The organism is Rhizobium sp. RAF56 (assembly GCF_052113965.1).
Lineage (GTDB): Bacteria > Pseudomonadota > Alphaproteobacteria > Rhizobiales > Rhizobiaceae > Rhizobium.
Map to the genome: position 1 here is coordinate 98,057 of NZ_JBFRDU010000004.1, position 23,791 is coordinate 121,847.

Below are 23,791 nucleotides of genomic sequence, written 5' to 3' on the forward strand. Positions count from 1 at the left end.
GGGCCCTCCGGATACTGGAGCGATTTCCGGGTTGTCGCGGAGACACGGAAACCGCTTAACGAATTTGTTTGCGCGGACGGAAAAACGATCCGCGCTTTTCTGAAATTGCCTTACTTTGCTGCCGAGCCGCCGGGGGCCGTGCGCGTGTCGACATCGACGACGACGCTCAAGCCGGCGCGGAGGCGGCCACTGTCGAGGGCGTCCTGCGGAAGCGCAATGCGAACCGGAACGCGCTGGATAATCTTGGTGAAGTTGCCCGTCGCGTTTTCCGGCGGCAGCAGCGAGAAGACCGAACCCGATGCCGGCGCAATCGATTCGACGGTGCCGATGATCGGCTTGTCGCCGAATGCGTCGACATGAACGTTCACCTTCGAGCCCGGCACCAGATGCTGGATCTGCGTTTCCTTGAAGTTCGCATCGATGAACAGCTGACGAACCGGCACCAGCGCCATCAGCCGCTGGCCGGGGGACACGAGGTCGCCTTCCTGCAGAGAGCGGTTGCCGACGATGCCGTCATAGGGCGCCTTCAGTATCGTGAAGGAGAGGTCGCGGGCTGCCTTGTCGCGGGCAAGACCAAGCTGCTTGATCGTCCCTTCGGCTTCCCGGCGCTGCGCCTGGAGGAGGGTGATATTGGCTTGTGCCGAGGCAATGGCCGCCTCGCCGCCGGCAAGGTTCGCCTTGGCCTGGTCGAGCGAGATATTGGCGGTGTCGAGGGCGGCGGCAGTGCCGACGGACTTCTGCTGCAGTTCGCTTGCGCGCACCTGATTGATTTCAGCGCCGTGGAGGGCGGCTTGAAGGGCGACCTTCTGCGCCTGCGCCTGTTCCAGGCTCGCTTGAGCGCCGGCGATCTGGGCGTCGATACGCTGCAGGGAAAGCGCTTCGGTGTCGACCTGCGCCTGCGCCTGGGAGAGCGCGAGCTTGTAGTCGCCGTCGTCCAAGGTCGCCAATACGTCGCCGGCTTTCACCTGCTGGTTGGAGACGACGTCGACCTTCGCCACGTAGCCGGTCACCTTCGGCGAGATGGTCGCAATGTCGCCCTGAATATAGGCATCATCGGTGGAGACCATGAAGCGCCCGGTCGTCCAGTAGTCATAGCCATACCAGCCGGCACCCGCCAGCGCGAGGGCGGCGATGACAGGCAGCGCGAAACCGCGCTTCTTCTTGCCCGTCGGGGCCGCCGCCTGCCCCTGGGGAGCCTGGGGTGCAGGTGCTTCGGCAGCCGGAGCTTGCGCGGGCGCGACCGGCTCCTGCTTTGCCGTTTCCGGCTCGGCGGAATCGCTGACAATACGTGCTACATTATTCTTTTGAGTAGGCGACATAGGCTTTACACCGGGCTGATTTGCTAAAAATTATCGAACCGAACGGTTCAGTTCAGTTGACATAGAGCGTTTTAAGTTTCATATCAAGTCATACCGAACCAATCGGTTCGATTTCGTTAAAGAATCTTTGAAAAAGTGAAGAGCAGTCAAATAGCCATGACGGAGAAGCTCAAGATCGCGGAGGAAACTCAGACTGCGGCAAGCGGACGCTGGCCTGCGGGCGAGGATCCGGCAAAGCGGCAGCAGATTCTTGAAGGCGCCAAGCGCGTCTTCATGAAGATGGGCTTCGATGCGGCGAGCATGAACGATGTGACGCGCGAAGCCGGCGTATCGAAGGGCACCCTCTACGTCTATTTCGCGAACAAGGAAGAGCTTTTCTCGGCGATGATCGAAAGCGAACGCGCGGCCTTCGTCGCCTCCGTCCGCACCGCGCTTGCCGAGCATGACGACGTCGAGACGGGTCTCTACGACTTCGCCGTCAGCTTCATCACGCACGTGACCGACGAGAAGGTCATCGACGCCATGCGCACCGTGCTCGGCGTTCGCGACCGCATGCCCCAGCTCTGTCAGCGTTTCTTCAAGGGGCCGGAGAACCTGCGGACAATTCTATGCGATTTTCTGCAACAGCATGTCGCCGCGGGCAAGCTTGAAATAGATGACCTCGATCTGGCCGCGGGGCAGTTTCTGGATCTTGCCAGCGGCAGTTTTTTCAAGCTCCGCCTGTTCGGCAGCATGGATCGGCCGCCGCCGCCGTCCGAGATCGACCGCGTCGCGCGCGGCGCGATCCGCATGTTCCTCGCCACCTACGGTCGGCATCCGGGAAGTACGGCATTGAACACCAGCTCCACCCCCTCCTTGGGATAGAGGTTTTCGAAGCGTCCGTATACTTTGCACCAGTCGGCGGCTACCGGCGAGAGCCAGCCGGTTAGCTGCATGATGTTTGCGTGATGTTTTCGCAAATCCCAATGCAACACCGTTTCGTGGTGGGCCAGACGGTTGCGAAGGGTGCGGATCGCTCCAAGGGATTTCGTAAAATCCTTACGCCGCAAGCCCTTGCCGTCTTCGCGTTTGGCAATGTCTTTCAGGGTCATCTGCCACAGGTTTTCGTATTCCTTGCCGAGCATCGCAGTCCAGAAGCCGAAGGTGAGGGCCGCCACGATCCGCGCAGGCGTGTCGGCCTTGCCCTGTTCGGCAAGTTCCTTTCGGGCCTTGGCGATCATGTCAGCCTGTATCAAATTGGCCTGATGCTCGGGCCTGTCGAACCAAGTGTCGCCGTGGACCACGCTCATCACATGGTGGATGCGGTTTCGCAGTGCCACCTCGAACATGTGTAGGGGGGTGTACAGGCTCTCGCTGAGGAGCGCATTGAGGGTATAAAGGACGACAGCCTTGTTGCGGTCTCCCCCTGCCCATCCCAGATAGGTGCCGAACCTGTCGGCCGAGAGGGTGTCCTCTATGCCTGGGAAGGGTCCAGCGTCGTCTATTGCCATAGTACTTATGGGGTTGATTTCTCCCCCACCCCTGCATATATCTGCTTCTGTAAACCCCGGTACCGTCTCTGCCCTAGGCACGCGGCCGGGGTAATTCATTTCCAGAGCCCCTCATCCCCTAGCGCACTTCCAAGAGGCTCCAGGGCATCGTCCAGCGGAACATGCCGTCCAGCGGCAATTCTTTCAAGCTCCGCCTGTTCGGCACGATGTCTCGGACGCCACCGCCGTCCGAGATCGACCGCGTCGCGCGCGGCGCGATCCGCATGTTCCTCGCCACCTACGGTCGGCATCAGGGAAGAACCGTCTAAGCGCCCCTTCCAATTGCGCAACCGCGATCAAATCCCAAAGCTGGTAAACTCCTAGGAAGGGGTTGCAACCAAGGGAGTGATCATGACTGCGATCGGAAGGGCTTTATGGTTCATCGAAAGTCACTTCTCCGACGACATTTCGCTGGATGAAATCTCCGACGCGGCCGGCCTTTCCCGCTACCACCTCTCGCGGGCCTTCGGGCTTGCGACCGGCCATTCGATCAGCGCCTATATTCGCGCCCGACGCTTGAGCGTCGCGGCCAAGGCTCTTGCCGGCGGATCGTCGAGCATTCTCGAGGTTGCCCTCGATGCGGGTTACGGCTCGCACGAGGCTTTCACCCGTGCCTTTCGCGAGTATTTCGGCATCACGCCAGAAGCTGCGCGCCGACAGGGGCACCTCCTTGATCTCGATTTGATGGAGCCACTCAGAATGGACGACCACCGCCTTCCAAAACTCGAACCTCCCCGCTTCGAACGCACCGCCACGATGCTGCTTGCCGGGTTGGTGGAGGACTATGCCTATGGCGCGACGCAAGGCATCCCCTCGCTGTGGCAGAAATTCAACACGCATTTCGGATACATCGCCGGTCAGGTCGGCAACGTCGCCTATGGCGTCTGCACCGCTCTTCCGGGCGAGATCGAGCGCTTCCGCTATATGGCCGCGGCCGAGGTGGCGGACGACGATGGCCTGCCCCCGGGCTTTCAAACCCTGCGACTGCCATCGCAGCGCTACGCCGTCTTCGTCCACCGGGGTCATATCTCCGGGATCGCGGCGACCTGCCATCGTATCTTCGGCGACTGGCTCCCGGCCTCGGGCGAAGAGCACGGCGATCTTCCCGATCTCATCGAGCGCTACGACGACCGTTTCGACCCCCACACGGGCATGGGCGTCACCGAAATATGGATCCCCTTGAAGGGCGAGCGTTGAAGCAAAAATGCGGGCTCTGCTTGCGGCCCGCATTTTACTACTTACATATCCGCGAGTTACGAACGGCGGAAAGCCGAAACTCGGGGGACAATAATGCAGGATATCCTGGCGCTCACGCAGGATCCAGGCGCGTGGGTCGCGCTCATCACGCTCGTTGTGATGGAGGTGGTGCTCGGCATCGACAACCTGATCTTCATCTCAATCCTGACGAACAAGCTGCCTCCCGAGCACCGCGAAAGGGCCCGCCGCGTCGGCATCAGCCTGGCGCTGATCATGCGGCTGGTGCTCCTTGGTACGATCGCCTTCATCGTCAAGCTGACGACGCCGGTCTTCGAAGTCTTCGGCCAAGGCTTTTCGTGGAAGGACATCATTCTGATCGCCGGAGGTATCTTCCTCGTCTGGAAGGCGACCAAGGAAATCCATCATAATGTCGACCCCGCCGAACATGGGGAGGATTTTATCGCCTCATCCGCGACGACCGGCTTTGCGGCCGCGATCGCTCAGATCCTCATGCTCGACCTTGTTTTCTCCGTGGACAGCATCATCACCGCCGTCGGCATGACGCCGCACGTGCCGATCATGTTCGTCGCCGTCATCGCCGCCGTCACGGTGATGCTGGTGGCCGCCACCCCGCTTGCCAACTTCATCGAGAAGAACCCGACGATCGTCATGTTGGCGCTCGCCTTCCTGCTGATGATCGGCATGACCCTGATCGCCGACGGCATGGGCGTGCATGTTCCCAAGGGCTACATCTACTTCGCCATGGCCTTCTCGGCTTTGGTCGAAGCGCTGAACATGGTGGTTCGAAACCGGCGCGCCAGGATAGAAGCGCGCCGCAAGTTGCACTGACCGCCCGAGACCTGGCCAGGGCTCAACCAGCCCTGGCGAGCTCGCGCTCAACCGCCGCGGTCAGCCTTGGATCCTCGGCGGTGACGTCAGGTGCGAAACGTGCCACCACTTTGCCGTTGCGGCCGATGAGGAATTTTTCGAAGTTCCAGAGCACCTCGCCGTCGCTGCCGGTGTCGATACCGTAGCCTTTCAGCCGCTCGCGCATCGGGCCCTCTCCGGTCGTGGCGACGCCGGAAGCGGTAAGCTGCCGGTAGAGCGGATGCTTGGCCTCACCCTTCACCGAGATCTTCGAGAAGATCGGAAACTTGACGTCATAGGTGCTGGTACAGAAGGCGACGATCTCCTCGTCCGAACCCGGCTCCTGGTTCTTGAAATCGTTGGCCGGAAATGCCGCGATCACGAGGCCGTGGCCGCGCTTGTCCTCATAAAGCTTCTCCAGGCCATCATATTGCGTCGTCAATCCGCATTTGGAGGCGACGTTGACGACCAGCAGCACCTTGCCGCGATATTCACCGAGCGTGGTTTCCCGGCCATCCGCCATCTTGACCGGAACATTCAGCACATCGTTCATGAAAATAAGACTCCTTTGAGCGGCAATTGCCGCAGCGGGCGCAAATTAGGCTCTCGCGTGGAATTGTCCAGCCGGTTCGCGATGCCATTTTCCTTGACGTTGACGGTTGAATATGGCCTAAGGCCAGCCAACTGGGCGATCGGCGGATGACGCGGGCGCAATGCCCTTTTCCGGCCGGTTTCCTGATCCAGATATCTGTATCCCTTATCGCCGAACGTCGCTTTTCTCCAAGGAAGCCGTCCGGCATTCATTTGACGGGCACTCAAAATGACAGCTTCAGGCGTCCGCGTCCGCATTGCTCCCTCGCCGACCGGCGAGCCGCATGTCGGCACCGCTTACATCGCTCTCTTCAACTACCTTTTCGCCAAGAAAAACGGCGGCGAGTTCATTCTGCGCATCGAGGACACCGATGCGACGCGCTCGACGCCCGAATTCGAAAAGAAGGTACTGGACGCGCTGAAATGGTGCGGCCTGAAGTGGTCGGAAGGCCCGGATATCGGCGGCCCATACGGGCCCTATCGCCAGTCCGACCGCAAGGACATTTATCTCCCCTACGTCGAAAAGATCGTTGCCGCCGGCCATGGCTTCCGCTGTTTCTGCTCGCCGGAGCGTCTGGAAAAGATGCGCGAAGCCCAGCGCGCCGCCGGCAAGGCGCCAAAGTATGACGGCCACTGCCTGAACCTTTCGGCCGAGGAAGTCACCTCGCGCATGGCGGCCGGCGAACCCTCCGTCGTGCGCATGAAGATCCCGACCGAAGGCTCCTGCAAGTTTACCGACGGCGTCTATGGCGACGTCGAAATACCCTGGGACGCCGTCGACATGCAGGTGCTGCTCAAGGCCGACGGCATGCCGACCTACCACATGGCAAACGTCGTCGACGACCATATGATGAAGATCACCCACGTCGCCCGCGGCGAGGAGTGGCTGGCTTCGGTGCCGAAGCACATCCTGATCTATCAGTATCTCGGCCTCGAGCCGCCGGTGTTCATGCATCTGTCGCTGATGCGCAACGCCGACAAGTCGAAACTGTCGAAGCGCAAGAACCCGACCTCGATCTCCTATTACACGGCGCTGGGCTATATCCCCGAGGCGCTGATGAACTTCCTCGGCCTGTTCTTCGTCCAGATCGCCGAGGGCGAAGAGCTTCTGACGATGGAAGAGCTCGCCGAAAAATTCGATCCGGAAAACCTCTCCAAGGCCGGCGCGATCTTCGACATCCAGAAACTCGACTGGCTGAACGGACGCTGGATTCGCGAGAAGCTGTCGGAAGAAGAGTTCCGGCATCGCGTGCTTGCCTGGGCGATGGAGAACGATCGTCTGCGGGACGGCCTGAAGCTGTCGCAGTCGCGTATTTCCAAGCTCGGCGAACTGCCGGACCTGATGGGCTTCCTCCTGAAGTCCGAACTCAACCTCGATCCCACAGCCTTCGCCAAGATCAAGTCGACGCCGGAAGAGCTTTTGGAAATTCTGAACACCGTCCAGCCGGATCTCGAAAAGATCCTCGAATGGAACGTGGAGGCGATCGAGGCCGAGCTTCGTGCCGTCGCCGACCGCATGGGCAAGAAGCTGAAGGTGGTCGTCGCGCCGCTCTTCGTTGCAATGTCCGGCTCCTCGCGCTCGCTGCCGCTGTTCGATTCGATGGCGATCCTCGGCCGCTCGGTCGTGCGCCAGCGGCTCAAACTCGCCGCACAGGCCGTCGCGTCACTCGTCGGACCGAAATAACAGCGCAGGCCTCCCCCTTGTGGGAGGGTCGGAAAGGGGTCTTCTACCAGGAAAAACCCCTCCCCTCCGCTTTGTGATTTTAGAATTTCATGCCGCATCGATGAGGCAACCGATATGAACGAAAAGACCGAAACCGCCCTCTCCTCCGACGTCACTGAAGTGCGCGCGCAAAAGCTGAAGTTGCTGCGCGAGCAGATCGGCGACGTTTATCCGGCGCATTTCCACCGGACGATGACCAATGCCGAGCTTTCGGAAAAATATGCCGGCCTCGAGCCGGATACCGAAACGACCGACATCGTAACGGTCGCGGGCCGCGTCTATTCCTCGCGCAACTCGGGCATGTTCATGGACATCCATGACGCCTCCGCAAAAATCCAGATCTTCAGCCACAAGGACACCACCCCGGAAGACGCCCGCGCGCTGCTGCCGATGATCGACATCGGCGACATCATCGGCGTCACCGGCGCGGTGCGCCGCACCAAGCGCGGCGAACTGACGATCAATGCGCATCAGATCACCATGCTGACGAAGTCGCTGCTGCCGATGCCGGAAAAGTGGCATGGCCTCTCCGACATCGAGCTGCGCTACCGCAAGCGTCACCTCGACATCATGACCAACGAGGAATCCAAGCTCCGCTTCCAGAGCCGTTCCAAGATCGTCTCCGGCATCCGCCGTTTCATGGAAAATGACGGCTTCATGGAAGTCGAGACGCCGATGCTGCACTCCGTCTATGGCGGCGCCACGGCAGAACCCTTCAAGACGCATCACAACACGCTGAAGCTCGATATGTACCTGCGTATCGCACCGGAGCTCTTCCTGAAGCGCACGCTGGTCTCGGGCCTCACCGACAAGGTCTTCGAGATCAACCGCAACTTCCGCAACGAAGGCGTCTCCACCCGGCACAATCCGGAATTCACGATGATGGAGTGCTACTGGGCCTATGCCGACTACGAGGACATCATGGACCTCGTGGAAAGGCTCTTCGCCGAGCTCGCGGTCAAGGTTCATGGCTCGACCGAATTTGCCTATGGCGACAAGGAACTGTCGTTCAAGGGCCCGTTCAAGCGCGTGCCCATGCCGGACGCCGTCAAGGAAGCAACCGGCATCGACTTCCTGGCGATGAAGACCGACGAGGAGGCACGCGCCGCCGCCAAGGCAGCCGGCTTTGCGGTCGAGAAAGACTGGACCTGGGGCGAATGCCTGGCGTTCATCTTTGAAGAAAAAGTCGAATCGACGCTGATCCAGCCGTCGCACGTCACGCATTTCCCGAAGGACATCTCGCCCTTCGCCAAGGAAGTGCCGGGCGAGCCGCGCCTCGTCGAGCGCTTTGAGACCTATTGCAACACCTGGGAGCTGGGCAACGCCTTCTCCGAACTCAACGATCCGGAAGAGCAGCGCGCCCGCATGGTCGAGCAGCTCGAACAGGCGCATGCCCGCGGCGAAAAGGCAAAGCAGCTCGACGACGAGTTCCTGGACGCGATCGACCAGGGCATGCCGCCGGCAGGCGGCCTCGGGATCGGGGTCGATCGCCTGATCATGCTCTTGACCAACGCTCCCTCGATCCGCGACGTCATCCTCTTCCCGGCCCGCCGCAACAAGGCCGAGTAAGCGCCTATTCTTGAGATTGGCGCCGACTACCGTCACGGCCGGTCGGCTCAGTTGATGGCAAAGATTTATCGGGACAGCGCTCCAACCTCCGTCACCCCGGCCTTCGAGCCGGGGTCCAGCGCCGCAAGCCATTGCGCGCAAAAGACACTTTCGCGCCGCCGACGCGGCGCTGCTGGATGCCGGCTCAAGGCCGGCATGACGGAAAAAGGCGGCCAAAACTGCAAAAACACGCTTTGTCAGCAGCCTGAGCCCACCAGCCGATGCGGGCGGTCGGCTTTTTCATGTTCGGATCAGTAGAGCAACTCCAGGGAAAGTTTTCCGTCAGGAATTGCGTAAAAACAAATAGATAGCGCGGATCTGCGATTCGGAAAAAAGCAGATTCGCCCTAGCGTGCGTGTTCCAAGGCCGACGGCATCCGCTGCACTTGATCCTCCGCCGTCGGAGAAGCGAACAGGGTGTCGAGCGGTGACGCCTGCGGGATCGAGGCGGTGTATTCGTTCGTAACCGCCGGCGCGGTCAGGCTCACATGCTCGGACTTCTTCTTGGCCTCGCCCTTCGGCGGCTCGGCCGCGGCCACCGGGTTGGCGCAGTCGCTCACGTCTTTCAGACCGGCCATGATGGTGTCGATGTCCTTCGGCGGCATCTCGATCCGTTCGCCGTAGAAGAGCCCGGCGTCGCTCGCCGTGCCGTCATAGTAGCGCGCGGTGAGCTGCCGCGAGCCGGCTGGCTCGCCGACCGCTTCGGGATGCGGCGTATAGACGACGTCGGCCCCGAACGCCCTGCCGCGGAGATCGGAACGCAGGATCGGACCGTTCTGGTCGAGCACGACCACCTGCACGAGGTCGGGCTTCTGTTCCTCATAGACGGCCTTGGCCACCCTCAGCGCCGTCTTCGCGCGCGTCAGCCCGTCGGTCGGTTCGGTCCTGATGTACTTGCGGATCCAGACGTGGTCCTGCTTGCGGATGGTCACCAGATTGACGTCGGTGCAGGAAAGCCCGTTGGTCATGGCGGCCGATATGCCGAGAAACGTCTGCTTGCCGAAATAGAGCGCGGCCGCGCCGGAGCAGCCCACGAGAAGAGCCCCTCCGCCGACAATCGATACAAGCTTCCGGGGCAGCCGGATTTTGCGCAGTAGGGCTTTCAAGCCAACTGCTCCGCCATAGGGCACTCCAAACGAGACAAATATGCACTTCGACGCTAGAGAAATGACGTTTCGGAATGCTTAAGAGCGAGATAAATCAACGTTCTTCGCCGGATCGCCCCAAAAAAAGCCGGCTCAATTTGCCCAGGGTTTCTACATCCCCCGAGAGCTAGGGGATGCCAATAGAATGACGGACGTACATCCGCCACTCTGCGGCCTGCCCATGATTGTGCGACTTGATCAGCGCCACTTCCGCATGCTCTAAACGCTCATGGCATTTACCCTCCGACAGCTGCAATATTTCGTCGCCGTGGCCGAACAGGGCTCGGTCACGCGGGCGGCACAAAATCTGTCGATCTCACAATCTTCAGTCACGGAAGCGCTGAAAGAGCTTGAAGGTGATCTCGGGGTCGAACTGTTCGACCGCCATTCCCGCGGCCTGTCGATCACTCATAACGGCCACCAGTTCCTTCGCCACGCGACGAAGATCCTGTCGTCCGTCTCCGATGCCCGCACCAGCTTTTCCGGCCAGCGCAGCACCTTTTCCGGCACGCTCAATATCGGCGTCACGTCGCTGGTCGCCGGCTATGTTCTCTCCGATCTTCTGGCGCGCTATCGCCGATCGTGCCCCGGTGTCGAAGTCAGCGCCATCGAGGACAATGGCGGCTATCTGGAACATCTGCTGATCGGTGGGGAACTCGACGTCGCCGTCATGGTCATCTCCAACCTGCGCGACCGCATGGCATTGCAGGCCGAGATCCTCGAAACCTCACCCTACCGGCTTTGGCTGCCGATGGGCCACCCGCTGATGTCGGCCGATATCATCGGCGTCGCCGACATCAGCCGCGAGCCGCTGATCATGCTGACGATCGACGAAATCGAGGAAAATACCGGCAAGCTTTTGACGGCGCTCGGCGCCCGCCCGCACGTCGCCTTCCGCACGAGGTCCGTGGAGGCGGTGCGCAGCCTTGTGGCGACGGGCGCGGGCATCGCGCTTCTGCCCGACCTCGTCTACCGCCCCTGGTCGCTCGAAGGCGATCGCATCGAGAGCCGCGACGTCTCCGGCTCGCTGCCGGTCGTGCAGGTCGGAATCGTCTGGCGCAAGGGCTCCAGCCTGCCGCAGTCGGCACGCGATTTCGTCGGCATCGCCGAGGCCACGCGGTCCGGACGACAGCGGTAGGGTGAAATCGGAATTTCCGATATCGACTTTCTGATTAATGAATTTGCGAATGCGGCGAAATAGCGTCACCCTGCTAAATGGGAACAAAACGCCACAAAGTGGCCAAACGGGAGAGTCCGATGACGCGCATCGCCAAATCGACGACGGCAGTGCTTGCCGCGCTGAGTTTCGCAACCCAAGGGATAGCCGCAGAGCCGCTGAAGACCCTCGGCAAGGGTGAAGGTGCTGTCAGCATCGTCGCCTGGGCCGGCTACATCGAGCGCGGCGAAAGCGACAAGAACTATGACTGGGTCACCCAGTTCGAGCAGGAAACCGGCTGCAAGGTCTCGGTGAAAACCGCCGCCACGTCGGATGAAATGGTGGCGCTGATGAACGAGGGTGGCTTCGACCTCGTCACCGCCTCCGGAGACGCCTCGCTGCGGCTGGTTGCCGGCAAGCGCGTGCAGCCGATCAACACCGACCTTATCCCGAGCTTCAAGAACGTCGACGAACGGCTGCAGAACGCTCCCTGGTATACGGTGAACGGCGTGCATTACGGCGTTCCCTATCTCTGGGGACCGAACGTCCTGATGTACAACACGGATGCCTTCAAGGATGCCGCGCCGAAGAGCTGGAACGTCGTGTTCGAAGAACAGACGTTGCCGGACGGCAAGTCCAACAAGGGACGTGTGCAGGCCTATGACGGCCCGATCTACATTGCCGATGCCGCACTCTACCTGATGGCCCACAAGCCCGATCTCGGCATCAAGGACCCCTACGAGCTCAACGAGGACCAGTACAAGGCCGCCCTCGACCTTCTGCGCGGCCAGCGCAAGATCATCTCGCGCTACTGGCACGACGCGATGATCCAGATCGACGACTTCAAGAACGAAGGCGTGGTCGCCTCCGGCTCCTGGCCGTTCCAGGTCAACCTGATGCAGGCAGACAAGCAGAAGATCGCCTCGACCTTCCCCGAAGAAGGCGTCACGGGCTGGGCCGATACGACCATGCTGCATGTCGACAGCGAACACCCGAACTGCGCCTACCTGTGGATCGAGCATTCGCTGCAGCCAAAGGTTCAGGGTGATGCCGCCGCCTGGTTCGGCGCGGTCCCGTCCGTGCCCGCGGCCTGCAAGGGCAACGAGCTGATGACCGACACCGGTTGCGCCACCAACGGCTTCGATCACTTCGACAAGATCAAGTTCTGGCGGACCCCGACCGCCAAGTGCGCCTCGCAGGGCGAGTGCGTGCCGTACCATCGCTGGGTCTCGGACTATATCGGCGTGATCGGCGGACGCTGATTGGCGTCTTGATAGAGGGGTTGCCCCTCTCCCCGCACGCGGGGAGAGGGTGCTCGCCCTGAAGATTTGCTGCACCCTGCCCTGAATGCCCGGCAGGAAAGCGTTGCCGCGGCGCTCCTTCGCCCCGCCTGCGGGGAGAAGGTGCCCGGCAGCGCGGATGAGCGGCAGCGACAAACCACAGACTTTGGAGTTCCCGCCATGACCGCCGCTGTCCGTTTCCAAAACGTGTCGCGCCACTTCGGCCAGGTTCGAGCCGTCGATGGCGTGAACCTCGAGATCGCGCCGGGCGAATTCTTCGCCATGCTTGGCCCCTCGGGCTCGGGCAAGACGACCTGCCTGCGCCTGATCGCCGGCTTCGAGCAGCCCACCGGCGGCCATATCGAGATTTTCGGCGAGACCGCGGAGGGCGTGCCGCCCTATCGGCGCAACGTCAACACCGTCTTTCAGGACTACGCGCTGTTTCCGCACCTGAACATCCTCGACAACGTCGCCTATGGGCTGATGGTCAAGGGCGTCGACAAGGCCGAGCGCCAACGTGCCGCCGAACAGGCGCTCGAACTGGTTAAGCTGCCGAGCTATGGCGCGCGCAAGCCGGGCCAGCTCTCGGGCGGCCAGAGGCAGCGCGTGGCGCTCGCCCGCGCCCTCGTCAACAAGCCCAAGGTGCTGCTGCTCGACGAGCCGCTCGGCGCGCTCGACCTGAAGCTGCGCGAACAGATGCAGGAAGAATTGAAGATCCTGCAGCGCGCGCTCGGCATCACCTTCGTCTTCGTCACGCACGACCAGGGCGAGGCGCTGTCGATGGCGGACCGCGTCGCTGTCTTCAACGATGGCGGCATCGTCCAGGAGGGCACGCCGCAGGAAATCTATCAGCAGCCGAAGACCCGTTTCGTCGCCGATTTCGTCGGCTCCTCGAACGTGATCGCGCCCGAAGCCATGGCCGCACTCGGCGGCGAGCGCCGCTGGGCGAGCCTGCGGCCGGAGGCGATCCGTCTTGCCGGCGCCGATGGCGTCGGCGCGACCGTCGCGGCGACGAGCTTCCTCGGCGCGGCAACGCGCCTGACCGTCGAGACCCATGGCACCCGTCTGCACGTCACCGTGCCTGCCGGCCACGCCATCCCGTCGAGCGGTGAGGCCGTCAAGCTTGCCTGGGAACCGGCGGACGTCCACTACATGGACGACGCCGCATGACCGCCGTTGCCGCAACAGTTCCGGCCTCGCCGCCGGCCACATCGATCCTGCCGGGTCGCGGCGGCTTCTTCGGGCGCCTCTCGGACCTCTTCTGGCGCCGGCCGAAGCTGCTTCTGTTCCTGATGCTGACGCCGCCGCTGCTCTGGCTCGGCGTCATCTATATCGGCTCGCTGATCGCGTTGCTTCTGCAGAGTTTCTTTTCGATCGACGACTTTTCCGGCCTGGTGAACTACGAGCTTACGCTTGCGACCTATGCGCAGCTGCTGAACTCCACGAACCTCGACATCATCCTGCGCACGGTCCTCATGGCGGCGATGGTGACGATCGCCTCCGCCTTCCTCGCCTTCCCGATCGCCTACTATGCGGCACGCTACGCGCACGGGAAATGGAAGGCGCTCTTCTATCTCGGCGTCATGCTGCCGCTCTGGTCGAGCTACCTGGTCAAGGTCTACGCCTGGAAGCTAATCCTGGCGAAGGAAGGGATCCTCACCTGGTTCTTCGAGCGGGTCGGCCTCTCCTGGCTGCTCGACGGCGTGCTTTCGTTGCCGGTCGTCGGCGGCAACTCGCTCTCGGTCAGCTATCTCGGCACCTTCATCGTCTTCGTCTATATCTGGCTCCCCTACATGATCCTGCCGACGCAGGCAGCGCTCGAGCGCGTGCCCGGCAATCTCATCGAGGCCTCGGCGGACCTCGGCGCCACGCCGCGCCAGACCTTCCGCACGGTGCTGCTGCCGCTTGCCATGCCGGGCATCATCGCCGGCTCGATCTTCACCTTCTCGCTGACGCTCGGCGACTACATCATCCCGCAGATCATCGGCTCCTCGCGGCTCTTCATCGGGCAGGCCGTCTACGCCCAGCAGGGCACGGCCGGCAACGTACCGCTCGCCGCCGCCTTCTCCGTCGTTCCGATCGTCATCATGGCCATCTATCTCTGGATCGCCAAGAAACAGGGGGCCTTCGATGCGCTCTGACCGTGGCCACAGGGCCCCTCTCTCCCTGAAGGTCGGCGCCGCCGGCGGCCTTCTCTTCCTGCACCTGCCGATCCTCCTGATCTTCGTCTACGCGTTCACCACGGAGGAGAAGAGCTACCAGTGGCCGCCGCCGGGCTTGACGCTGCAGTGGTTCCCGATCGCCTGGAACCGGCCGGACGTCTGGTCGGCGCTCGGACTTTCGGTGCAGGTCGCAGTGATCGCGACCTCGATCGCGCTGTTGCTCGGCACGCTTTGCGCGGCCGCCGTCAGCCAGACGAAGTTCTTCGGCCGCGAAGGGATCTCGCTGCTGGTCATCCTGCCGATCGCGCTTCCCGGCATCATCACCGGTATAGCGCTGCGCTCCGCCTTCAGCCTCTTCGATATCCCGTTCTCGGTCTGGACGATCATTCTCGGCCACGCCACCTTCTGCGTCGTGGTCGTCTACAACAACGCCGTCGCCCGCTTCAGGCGCACCTCCGGTTCGCTCATCGAAGCCTCGATGGACCTTGGCGCCGACGGTTTCCAGACGTTCCGGCACGTCATCCTGCCGAATATAGGCACCGCGCTGCTTGCCGGCGGCATGCTCGCTTTCGCGCTGTCTTTCGATGAGGTGATCGTCACCACCTTTACCGGCGGCCAGCAGATGACGCTGCCGATCTGGATGCTCGAAGAGTTGATCCGCCCGCGCCAGCGGCCGGTCACCAATGTCGTCGCCATGGTCGTGGTGCTCGTCACCTTCCTGCCGATCCTGGCTGCCTACTACCTCACCCGCGACGGCGACCAGATCGCCGGCGGCGGAAAGTAACCGTTTGATTTAACGCGCATCCGCCGCTTCGCACGTTTCGGGATGCGCTACTAAGGGAGAACACTATGGACACTCAAATGCTGATCGGCTCGCGCTTCGAGGCCGGTACGGAAACCGAGGAGCTGGTCCTCAATCCCAAGACCGGCGAGACGGTTGTCAAGCTGCCCGAAGCCTCGATCGCCCAGATCGATGCCGCCGTGGATGCAGCAGAGGCGGCGTTCAAGAGCTGGTCGCAGACGACGCCCGGCCAACGCTCCGCCTACCTGTTGAAAATCGCCGACGCGATCGAACGGGACGCGGAGGCCTTCGCGGCGCTGGAGGCGCTCAACTGCGGCAAGCCGATCAACGCCGTCCTCAACGACGAAATCCCGGCTATCGTCGACTGCTACCGCTTCTTCGCGGGCGCCGTGCGCAATCTGCACGCCCCGGTCGCCGGCGAATATCTCCCCGGCCACACCTCGATGGTCCGCCGCGATCCGATCGGCATAATCGGCTCGATCGCGCCGTGGAACTACCCGCTGATGATGATGGCCTGGAAGCTGGCGCCGGCGATCGGCGGCGGCAACACGGTGGTCTTCAAGCCCTCCGAACAGACGCCGCTGACGGCGCTGAAGATGGCCAAGCTGATGGCCGAGATTCTTCCCGAGGGCGTCGTCAACCTCGTGCTCGGCCGCGGCGAGAGCTGCGGCAACGCATTGATCAACCACCCGAAGATCAACATGGTGTCGATCACCGGCGACATCGCGACCGGCAAGAAGGTGCTCGCCGCCGCCGCCAAGAGCGTCAAGCGCACGCACCTGGAACTCGGTGGTAAGGCGCCCGTCATCATCTTCGACGACGCTGATATCGACGCTGTAGTCGCCGGCATCCGCACCTTCGGCTACTACAACGCCGGTCAGGACTGCACCGCCGCATGCCGCATCTATGCCGACGCGAAGATCTACGACCGTTTTGTCGCGGACCTGACGTCGGCGGTCTCGACGCTGCGCTTCAACTTGGCCGACGATACCGAAAACGAGATCGGCCCGCTGATTTCCAAGCGCCAGCGCGACCGCGTCGAAAGCTTCGTTACCCGCGCGGCCGAACACAAGCACATGGAGATCACGACAGGCGGCAAGGTCTCCGGCGATCGCGGCTTTTTCTTTGCGCCGACGGTGATCGCCGGGGCGACCCAGGAGGACGAAATCGTCCGCCGCGAAGTCTTCGGCCCGGTCGTATCGGTCACGCGCTTCACCGACGTCGAGGACGCCGTCAACTGGGCGAACGACAGCGACTACGGCCTTGCCTCCTCGGTCTGGACCAAGGACATCGGTCGCGGCATGCAGGCCGCCGCCCGCCTCCAATACGGCTGCACCTGGATCAACACCCATTTCATGCTGGCCAACGAAATGCCGCATGGCGGCGTGAAGCAGTCCGGCTACGGCAAGGACATGTCGATCTATGCGCTCGAGGACTACACCGCCGTGCGCCATATCATGATCAACCACGGATAATAACAATGACGGCCGGATAAACCGGCCGCACGCCTAAAGCAATTCCAGGAAAAGTGTGACACCGTTTTCCGTCCGGAATTGCGTAAAAACAAATAGATAGAACGTTTCCGTGTTTCGAAGAAAAACGGAAACGTTCTAAAAACACGGAACCAACAAAGGGAGAGAGATATGAAACGCCGCACACTACTTGCCGCCTTCGGCGGCCTGTGCCTGGCCTCGGGGCTCGGAGCGCTTCCGGCCCTTGCCGCGGACGACACGCCTGCCGCCATCGTTGAAAACTATGTCGCCGCGTGGAATGCCCACGATGCCGGAAAGGCGGCTTCCTTTTTCGACGAGAAGGTAAGCTACTACGACGCGTCTGTCGGCAAACCCACAGTCGGCAAGGCCGAAGCCAAAACCGCGGTCATCGACAACTTCATGACCGCTGCCCCTGACCTCAAATGGGTGATGCGCGGCGAGCCGATCGTCAGCGGCGACAAGGTCTCCTTCGAATGGACCTTCAGCGGCACCAACAGCGGCCCCTGGGCCGACGGCACCAAGGCCACGAACAAAGCCTTTACCTTCGATGGCGCCTCGGTATTCGTCATCGAAAAGGGGGCCATCAAGCAGCAATCCGACTATTACGACGCACTCGGCTTCTACAAACAGCTGGGGCTCATGTAGGTCCGACCGACTGCGCGAATGGATGCCGGCCGGCGATGCGGCGGCCGGCATTCCCGAAATTTTGCCGGCTTACGTTACGGCGACGGAACAATTTCCCGTTTTGCGCGTCATTCCTCCGTCAACATGGAGGAAAATTCGATGCTGCGTTGGGCTATCATCTTTCTGGTCATTTCGCTGATCACCGGCTTTCTTGGCTTTTCCGGCGTCTCGGCCGCAACGGCCACCATCTCGAAGGTGCTGTTCGTCGTCGCACTCGTGATCTTCCTGATCTTCCTCGTGCTGGCGCTGATGGCCGGAAGCGCCGTGACCTGATCCGGCCTCGGCCGTACCGTTCAGAGCAGGCTTGCGCCGACATTGATGGCGAGCGCCAGAATGGTCGTGTTGAACAGGAAGGACAGCACGCTGTGAATGAGCGCAAGCCGCCGCATCTGCATGGTGGCGATCGCCACGTCAGCCGTTTGCGACGCGACGCCGATGGTGAAGGAGAAATACAGGAAATCCCAGTAGATCGGCTCCTTCACGCCCTCCGGGAAGCGGATCGGCGGTTGCCCGCTGCGATCGGCATAGAAGCGATGCGCATAGTGGGTGGTAAACAGCGTGTGCAGAAACACCCAGGAGATCAGGATGGTGCCGATCGCTATGGCGGCGTGGGCTAGCGCCACGTCGCCCGAAGCGGCCTTGATGCCGCTAAGCTCCAGCGCGATGCCGCCGATACTGGCGACGGCCGCCGCGATCGACAGGCACAGCAACAGCACATCGGAGAAATCGAGATCCGAAGCCCGCTTGCGGATGCGATGCACATTCGACGTCAGCATCCGGTACCACGTCATGACGATATAGATGCCGGCTCCGCAGTTCCAACTGATCAGGAAGTTGCGCGCGTTGAAATCGCGCGACGTCAGAAACAGAAAAACCGCCAGACTGGCGATGATGGCGAGAAAGATGCTCTCATGCTTGAGAAACATCACCATTGCCGGAGACCGTACCTGTGGCTTGCCATCCGGCTGCATGCCGACACGCTCCTTCGCTCTAGGCTTCGCATCTTGATATACGCCCGGTGGGACGACAGACAAGGCAGGGGCGGCACAAGCTTGGCGGATGGAGCCGGCGACAATGCCGGCCCCTTCCAGTTTCGGAGCGATCAGCCGGTCCAACCGCCGTCGACGACATGGATCTGGCCGGTGGTGAAGCCCGCCTCGTCACCAGCCAGGTAGGTCACCAGCGCCGCCACTTCTTCGGCGGTGGCGATGCGTCCCATCGGCTGGCGAGCAATGAAATCCTTCATGGCCTTGTCGTAGTCGCCGGTCGCGCGCAGGCGATCGTGCAGCGACGGGCTGTCGACCGTACCTGGGCAGATGGCGTTGGCGCGGATGCCCTTCGCCACGAAATCAGCAGCAATTGCCTTGGTAAGGCCGATGACGGCTGCCTTGGAGGCGCCATAGGCGAAACGGTTCTGCACGCCCTTTACGCTCGAGGCGACCGACGCCATGTTGACGATCGAGCCCTTGCCCTTTTCCAGCATGCCCGGCAGGAAGGTGCGGCAGGTCGTGTACATGGCCTTGGCGTTGAGGTTGAAGGAGAAATCCCAGTCCTTCTCCTCGCAGTCGAGGATGGTGCCCGCATGCACGAAGCCGGCGCAGTTAAAGAGCACGTCGACCGCACCGATCTTGGCGGCGAATGCCTTGACGGCGGCGCTGTCGAGAACGTCGAGCACATGCTTCTCAGCGCCCTCGATCTCCGAAAGCGCCTTTTCATTGATGTCGGTCGCAATCACACGCGCTCCCATCGAGATGAAGCGCTCCACGCTCGCGCGGCCGATCCCTTGCGCTGCCGCCGTGATCAATACGGCCTTGCCTTCCAATCCGTGTCTCATGGTTTGTCCTTTCCACGCCGAGGGGCGCCTAGTTCCGAAACGATTGCGCGAAGAGCTGGTTGAGCCTTCCGACGAGAAGGCCATAGCGCTCGCGCCCCCGCAAGCCATTGGTGATAAGATCCGACGCCTGTTGCTGGAATTCCATATAGCCGTCGTGACGCGGACGCACGAAGGCACCTTCAAGCGTCGCCCGCGTGCCGCTGTAGAAATCGATCGCACGTTTGTTTACCTGGTCGCTGACCCAGGCGTCGGAATGACCGGGCTGGCCATCCGCGCCTGCGTAGATCCCGGCCTGAACCGGGCCGCTGGCGATCCAGCGCGCAAACGCCTTGGCCTCCTCGGGAAACGCAGTCTTGGCCGAAACGGCAATCCCGGTGCCACCCAACGCCGAACCGCGCGGCAACCGTCCGCCGATCGCCGGCATGTCGGCAAAGGCGATGCGCGCGGGTCGGAATCCGGCAAAGGAATAGCTGACATAGCCGTAGATGAACGGCGCGACGTCGTAGGCGCAATCTTCCTGGCCCATTCGATCGAGGACGGCGATCGGGTCCATCTCGAAGCAGGCCGGATCCATCTCCGCCACCAGCCTCGCGATCCAGTCGAGAACGGCCTCGCCATCGCTAGCCGCGATCAGCTCCGGCCCCTCGACCCTCAAGGGAAAGCCGAGATGCGCGGCGAGCGTGAAGAAGGTCATTAGCGAATGCGGCGGCCGCATCGGCAGGATCGCCCTGCCCGCGCTGACCAGCGGCAGGATATCGTCGAGATCCCCAACCGGCCCGGCGCGCCGATCGGGACGATAGGCCTGCACCTGGGTCGCCGCATCGATCGGGAAAGCCCATTGCCGCCCTTGCCAATTGTAGCTCGGATAGGATCGGCCGATGGTGCCCGCCGCTATCGGCGCAATCTCGTCCGCATGCTCCGGCTCGTCCAGCGGCAGCAGGCAATTCTCCCGCGTGATCTGGCCGACATGCGGGTGGTCGATGACGATCAGGTCGTAGGCGGCCGCAAGCTCGTCGACCGGAAAGGATTCGAAATCCTGCAACGAGCGTTTTTCCCATTCGATCTCGACGCCGGTTTTTTCCAGCCAGGCCTTCGCGCAGGCCACCATCGGATCATAGCCGCGCGGATGCGACCAGGTCATTCCCTTGAGCTTTGCCATATCTCTCACACCGCCACGGACCTGCGCTCGACGATCAGGATGTGATCGGCCGCAAGCACCACCTCATCGCGCTGGTTGATGACCTCGCAGCGTTCCACGACGCGGCCGGCGGCGGGACGCTTCGGATCGTCCTCCTTGGCCGAGATCGTCACCCGCGTGCGGATCGTATCGCCGATATGCACCGGCCTGACGAAGCGCAACCGGTCATAGCCGTAGGAAAAGGCGACCGGATTGATCAGGGAGGCGGTCAGTCCGACACCGATCGCAAAGATCATCGTCCCATGCGCGATGCGCTGGCCGCCGGGGAGCGTCTTGGCAAATTCGGCGTCCATATGGTGCGGAAAGAAATCGCCGGTGTGGCCGGCATGGACGACGAAGTCGGTCTCGGTGATCGTGCGGCCGGTCGTCAACCGCACGGAGCCCAGTTGGTAGTCCTCGAAATGGATCGTCTGTTCCGTCATGAATTCAAGTCTCCGGAAGTGGCGCCAGCGGCGTCGCCGGCGCGGCACTCGATTGATAGGCAGCCTCGACCAGCGCCATCGTCTGCCAGGCATCCTCGACCGAGCCGACAAGTGTCGCGTCCTCGCCGGACGCGAAGCGCTGAAGGTTTGCCATGCGATTGGCGAAGGCATCCGGGAACCAGGCGCCTTCGAGTTTCACCTCGACCCAGTCGCCGGCACCCGGCCGGATCCAGAGCTCGTCCGGCTCGCCGCGCGGATAGTCGAGGTTGACGCCGAGCTTTATGTAAGCTGCGCCTTTCGTTCCGCAGATGCGGAACTCGCAGGCCTGGAACTTGCGGCCGAAATCGTGGTCGTGGTTGACCGAGAGCACGCAGCGCACCCTGTCGCCGTAGTCGAGGATCGCCGCGGTGCGCGTCTGCGCGACATCGTGGTTCGGGTGGCCGATGGTCTTGGCGTGCACTCCCCTGGGATTGCCGAGCAGGCCACGAATGAAATCGAGGTAGTGGATCGAGTGCATGGCGATCTCGATGCGCGGCAAGCCTTTCAGGAACGGCCAAAGCCCCCAGGGGGTGGCGAGCGCCAGCCAGGCGTCGAAATCGACGACCTCGCCGAGATAACCCTTCTCGACCGCATCGTAGAGCGCCAGCATCATCGGCGCGAACCGCAGCTGAAAATTGACCGCCGCCTTGAGGTCGCGCTCGCGGCAGACTTTCAGGATCTCCGTCGCCTCGGCAAGATCGCCCCCCATCGGCTTCTGGATCAGCGCGAATGCACCGCGCGGCAGTTTCGACAGGATAGCGGCGTGGGCTGCCGGGGGTGTGGCGAGATCGAAGATCGCGCCTTCGACGCCAAGCGCCTCGGCCTCGTCGCCAAACACACGGATGCCCCATTGATCGGCGAGCGTCTGCGCTTTCTCCCGGTTCGGATCGAAGACGCCCGCGACGGGGAAGCCGGCGTTCTTATATGCGGGCAGATGCGCGTCGCCGACGATGCTGCCGGCGCCGAAGATCACGATCGGGCGCGGGCTCGCGGGTTTCGGCCACCATTGGCGCAGGGATTTGGGATCAAAGGTCATTCGCGTTCCAGCCCAGACAAAGCAGGCTGGCCAATCTTCAACCAAGGCGCCGCCATCTTCGCCGTCATGCCGGACTTGATCCCGCATCCAGCGCGCTCAAGTCCTTGAGCGCAGAAGACTCTCTCGCGCCGCAGACGCGGCGCAGCTGGACCCCGGCTCAAGGCCGGGGTGACGGAAGGTCTGTCGACTTTCGCCAACAATCCGCCATTCCTCCTATATGCAATAAGAAGGGGCAATTTCCGATAGTCAGCCATGATGAAACACCTCTTCCATCATCGCCCACCACTCGCCTTGCTTGCGGGTATCGAGCGGTTTCTGGCAGGGCATGCAGACGGACCACCATTGCTGGTTCTTCGGGCTTGCGGCCATTTTCGCCATGTCCGCCTCGAAATCCGTGCCGACATATTCCCAGTAGCCGAACAGCAGGTTTTCCGGCTCCTTCAGGAAGATCGAGTAGTTGGTGATGTTGCACTCCGAGATCAGGGCGAGGATTTCCGGCCAGACCGCTGCGTGCAGCGTCTTGTATTCGGCGACCTTCGAGGGTTCGAGCCCGATCACCATTCCCATCCGCTGCATGGTTTCCTCCTTAGCCGTGGATTTCCCTGGTGAACTCGCCAATCGAGCGCGCCTTGACCGCCTCCCAGTCCCAGGCGATCCCGATACCGGGCTCCGAGGGCGCGATCGCCCGGCCGTTTTTGATCTCCATGCCCTTGGTCGAGAGATCGTCGAGTTGCGGGATGTATTCGACATATTTGCCGTTCGGCACGGCGCAGACAAGGCTGACATGCAGCTCCATCAGGAAGTGCGGGCAGACCGGGATGTCGAAGGCTTCCGCCGCGTGCGCCACCTTCAGCCAGGGCGTAATGCCGCCGATGCGGGCGACGTCCACCTGGACGATCGAGCACGCGCCCTTCTGCATGTATTCGCGGAAATGACGGATCGAATAGATGGATTCGCCGACCGCGATCGGCGTTGGGGTCGAGCGCGTCAGGCGGATGTGACCGTCGAGATCGTCGGCCGGAAGCGGCTCCTCGATCCAGGCGAGATCGAGCTCCTGCAATCGCGCGGCGCGGCGGATCGCCTCGTCGACCGTAAAGCCCTGATTGCAGTCGGTCATGATCTCGAAACCGTCGCCGAGTGCTGCGCGCATCGCCGACAGCCGCGCGTAGTCCTCGGAACCGTGCGGCTTGCCGATCTTCACCTTCGAGCCGGAAAAGCCCTTGGCCTTGGCGGCCAGTGCGTCCTCGACCAGCGCCTCCTTCTCGATATGCAACCAGCCGCCTTCGGTGGTGTAGAGAGGGCAGCTGTCCTTGGCGCCGCCCGCGAGCTTCCAGAGCGGCGTGTTCTGCTTCTTGGCGCGCAGGTCCCAGAGCGCCGTGTCGACGGCGGCCAGCGCCAGCGCGGTAATCGCACCGATCGTCGTCGCGTGCGTCGCGAACTCCATTTTATGCCAGATCGCCTCGATGCAATCGGCGTCCTCGCCGATCAGGATCGGCACGAGATGATCTGAGAGCAGCCGCATGACAGACGAGCCGCCGGTGCCGATCGTATAGCTGTAGCCGGTGCCGGTGGCGCCGTCGCTGTCGGTGATCGTGACGATCGGCGTTTCCTGGCTGACGAAGCTCTGGATGGCGTCCGTCCGCTTCACCTTCGGCGGCAGGTCGACCATGCGCAGTTCGATCTTTTCGATGCGAGCCATGTTTCGTC

Annotated in this window: 25 protein-coding genes; 14 read left to right on the top strand and 11 right to left on the bottom strand. The window is 62.2% G+C overall.

Translation table 11 applies throughout. From position 1 onward, the window contains the following. Window positions 1–110: 110 nt before the first annotated feature. Entirely contained in the window at window positions 111–1,319 is a 1,209-nt protein-coding gene (locus tag AB4048_RS04835; RefSeq protein WP_442200784.1) for an HlyD family secretion protein, read from the bottom strand. Window positions 1,320–1,475: 156 nt separating this feature from the next. Here AB4048_RS04835 and AB4048_RS04840 point away from each other — a divergent pair, with 156 nt between their 5' ends. After that, window positions 1,476–2,183 carry a TetR/AcrR family transcriptional regulator gene (locus AB4048_RS04840; RefSeq protein ID WP_442200785.1) on the top strand — a complete coding sequence of 236 codons (708 nt, stop codon included), beginning with the start codon at window positions 1,476–1,478 and terminating at the stop codon, window positions 2,181–2,183. Here AB4048_RS04840 and AB4048_RS04845 read toward each other — a convergent pair. After that, window positions 2,123–2,908: an Abi family protein gene (locus tag AB4048_RS04845; RefSeq protein ID WP_442200786.1), complete on the bottom strand. Its 786-nt coding sequence runs from the start codon at window positions 2,906–2,908 to the stop codon at window positions 2,123–2,125. The genes AB4048_RS04840 and AB4048_RS04845 overlap by 61 nt on opposite strands. A 107-nt stretch (window positions 2,909–3,015) precedes the next feature. On the opposite strand from AB4048_RS04845, the gene AB4048_RS04850 reads away from it, so the two are divergent. From AB4048_RS04850 to AB4048_RS04860, 3 genes are all read left to right on the top strand, one after another. Continuing rightward, window positions 3,016–3,117 carry a TetR/AcrR family transcriptional regulator C-terminal domain-containing protein gene (locus AB4048_RS04850; RefSeq protein WP_442200904.1) on the top strand — a complete coding sequence of 34 codons (102 nt, stop codon included), beginning with the start codon at window positions 3,016–3,018 and terminating at the stop codon, window positions 3,115–3,117. A gap of 82 nt (window positions 3,118–3,199) precedes the next feature. After that, on the top strand, window positions 3,200–4,045 hold the full coding sequence (locus AB4048_RS04855; protein ID WP_442200787.1) for an AraC family transcriptional regulator: 846 nt from the start codon (window positions 3,200–3,202) through the stop codon (window positions 4,043–4,045). Window positions 4,046–4,138: 93 nt separating this feature from the next. Further along, on the top strand, window positions 4,139–4,894 hold the full coding sequence (locus AB4048_RS04860; RefSeq protein ID WP_442200788.1) for a TerC family protein: 756 nt from the start codon (window positions 4,139–4,141) through the stop codon (window positions 4,892–4,894). A 22-nt stretch (window positions 4,895–4,916) separates the two neighbouring features. Here AB4048_RS04860 and AB4048_RS04865 read toward each other — a convergent pair whose 3' ends face one another. Beyond that, window positions 4,917–5,465 (bottom strand): glutathione peroxidase, encoded by a 549-nt coding sequence (locus AB4048_RS04865; protein WP_442200789.1) that lies wholly within the window; start codon window positions 5,463–5,465, stop codon window positions 4,917–4,919. A 267-nt stretch (window positions 5,466–5,732) separates the two neighbouring features. On the opposite strand from AB4048_RS04865, the gene gltX reads away from it, so the two are divergent. Both gltX and lysS read left to right on the top strand, forming a co-directional pair. After that, window positions 5,733–7,187 (top strand): glutamate--tRNA ligase, encoded by a 1,455-nt coding sequence (gene gltX / locus AB4048_RS04870; protein ID WP_442200790.1) that lies wholly within the window; start codon window positions 5,733–5,735, stop codon window positions 7,185–7,187. A 114-nt stretch (window positions 7,188–7,301) separates the two neighbouring features. After that, entirely contained in the window at window positions 7,302–8,795 is a 1,494-nt protein-coding gene (gene lysS, locus AB4048_RS04875) for a lysine--tRNA ligase (protein WP_442200791.1), read from the top strand. A gap of 385 nt (window positions 8,796–9,180) precedes the next feature. On the opposite strand, the gene AB4048_RS04880 is transcribed toward lysS, so the two are convergent. Then, the gene (locus AB4048_RS04880; RefSeq protein ID WP_442200792.1) at window positions 9,181–9,939 is read right to left on the bottom strand and encodes a hypothetical protein; all 759 of its coding nucleotides are present in this window, start codon (window positions 9,937–9,939) and stop codon (window positions 9,181–9,183) included. A 268-nt stretch (window positions 9,940–10,207) separates the two neighbouring features. On the opposite strand from AB4048_RS04880, the gene AB4048_RS04885 reads away from it, so the two are divergent. The 8 genes from AB4048_RS04885 to AB4048_RS04920 all read left to right on the top strand — a co-directional run bounded on the left by AB4048_RS04885 (window position 10,208) and on the right by AB4048_RS04920 (window position 17,828). Then, window positions 10,208–11,116: a LysR substrate-binding domain-containing protein gene (locus tag AB4048_RS04885; protein WP_442200793.1), complete on the top strand. Its 909-nt coding sequence runs from the start codon at window positions 10,208–10,210 to the stop codon at window positions 11,114–11,116. A 119-nt stretch (window positions 11,117–11,235) separates the two neighbouring features. Continuing rightward, window positions 11,236–12,396 carry an ABC transporter substrate-binding protein gene (locus tag AB4048_RS04890; RefSeq protein ID WP_442200794.1) on the top strand — a complete coding sequence of 387 codons (1,161 nt, stop codon included), beginning with the start codon at window positions 11,236–11,238 and terminating at the stop codon, window positions 12,394–12,396. A 198-nt stretch (window positions 12,397–12,594) separates the two neighbouring features. Further along, window positions 12,595–13,584 (top strand): ABC transporter ATP-binding protein, encoded by a 990-nt coding sequence (locus AB4048_RS04895; RefSeq protein ID WP_442200795.1) that lies wholly within the window; start codon window positions 12,595–12,597, stop codon window positions 13,582–13,584. Further along, on the top strand, window positions 13,581–14,555 hold the full coding sequence (locus AB4048_RS04900; RefSeq protein ID WP_442200796.1) for an ABC transporter permease: 975 nt from the start codon (window positions 13,581–13,583) through the stop codon (window positions 14,553–14,555). The genes AB4048_RS04895 and AB4048_RS04900 overlap by 4 nt, the downstream gene beginning before the upstream one ends. Then, window positions 14,545–15,360 carry an ABC transporter permease gene (locus AB4048_RS04905; RefSeq protein ID WP_442200797.1) on the top strand — a complete coding sequence of 272 codons (816 nt, stop codon included), beginning with the start codon at window positions 14,545–14,547 and terminating at the stop codon, window positions 15,358–15,360. Before AB4048_RS04900 ends, AB4048_RS04905 begins: the two co-directional genes overlap by 11 nt. A 65-nt stretch (window positions 15,361–15,425) precedes the next feature. Then, the gene (locus tag AB4048_RS04910; protein ID WP_442200798.1) at window positions 15,426–16,853 is read left to right on the top strand and encodes a gamma-aminobutyraldehyde dehydrogenase; all 1,428 of its coding nucleotides are present in this window, start codon (window positions 15,426–15,428) and stop codon (window positions 16,851–16,853) included. Between the two features lie 168 nt (window positions 16,854–17,021). After that, window positions 17,022–17,516: an ester cyclase gene (locus tag AB4048_RS04915; protein ID WP_442200799.1), complete on the top strand. Its 495-nt coding sequence runs from the start codon at window positions 17,022–17,024 to the stop codon at window positions 17,514–17,516. Window positions 17,517–17,654: 138 nt separating this feature from the next. Next, the gene (locus tag AB4048_RS04920) at window positions 17,655–17,828 is read left to right on the top strand and encodes a DUF1328 domain-containing protein (protein ID WP_442200800.1); all 174 of its coding nucleotides are present in this window, start codon (window positions 17,655–17,657) and stop codon (window positions 17,826–17,828) included. A gap of 20 nt (window positions 17,829–17,848) precedes the next feature. Here the strand turns inward: AB4048_RS04920 and AB4048_RS04925 are convergent, their stop codons facing one another. From AB4048_RS04925 to AB4048_RS04955, 7 genes are all read right to left on the bottom strand, one after another. Further along, entirely contained in the window at window positions 17,849–18,526 is a 678-nt protein-coding gene (locus AB4048_RS04925) for a DUF1345 domain-containing protein (protein ID WP_442200801.1), read from the bottom strand. Between the two features lie 131 nt (window positions 18,527–18,657). Then, window positions 18,658–19,389 carry an SDR family oxidoreductase gene (locus tag AB4048_RS04930; protein ID WP_442200802.1) on the bottom strand — a complete coding sequence of 244 codons (732 nt, stop codon included), beginning with the start codon at window positions 19,387–19,389 and terminating at the stop codon, window positions 18,658–18,660. 28 nt (window positions 19,390–19,417) lie between these two features. Beyond that, window positions 19,418–20,548 (bottom strand): extracellular solute-binding protein, encoded by a 1,131-nt coding sequence (locus AB4048_RS04935; RefSeq protein WP_442200803.1) that lies wholly within the window; start codon window positions 20,546–20,548, stop codon window positions 19,418–19,420. A gap of 5 nt (window positions 20,549–20,553) precedes the next feature. Then, window positions 20,554–21,009, bottom strand: coding sequence for a MaoC/PaaZ C-terminal domain-containing protein (locus tag AB4048_RS04940; RefSeq protein ID WP_442200804.1), 456 nt, complete (start codon window positions 21,007–21,009; stop codon window positions 20,554–20,556). 4 nt (window positions 21,010–21,013) lie between these two features. Beyond that, window positions 21,014–22,084, bottom strand: coding sequence for a Gfo/Idh/MocA family protein (locus tag AB4048_RS04945; protein WP_442200805.1), 1,071 nt, complete (start codon window positions 22,082–22,084; stop codon window positions 21,014–21,016). A gap of 246 nt (window positions 22,085–22,330) precedes the next feature. Next, window positions 22,331–22,660 (bottom strand): L-rhamnose mutarotase, encoded by a 330-nt coding sequence (locus AB4048_RS04950; RefSeq protein ID WP_442200806.1) that lies wholly within the window; start codon window positions 22,658–22,660, stop codon window positions 22,331–22,333. 10 nt (window positions 22,661–22,670) lie between these two features. Then, complete coding sequence (locus AB4048_RS04955) at window positions 22,671–23,783, bottom strand: mandelate racemase/muconate lactonizing enzyme family protein (protein ID WP_442200807.1); 1,113 nt, start codon at window positions 23,781–23,783, stop codon at window positions 22,671–22,673. Between the last annotated feature and the right edge of the window lie 8 nt (window positions 23,784–23,791).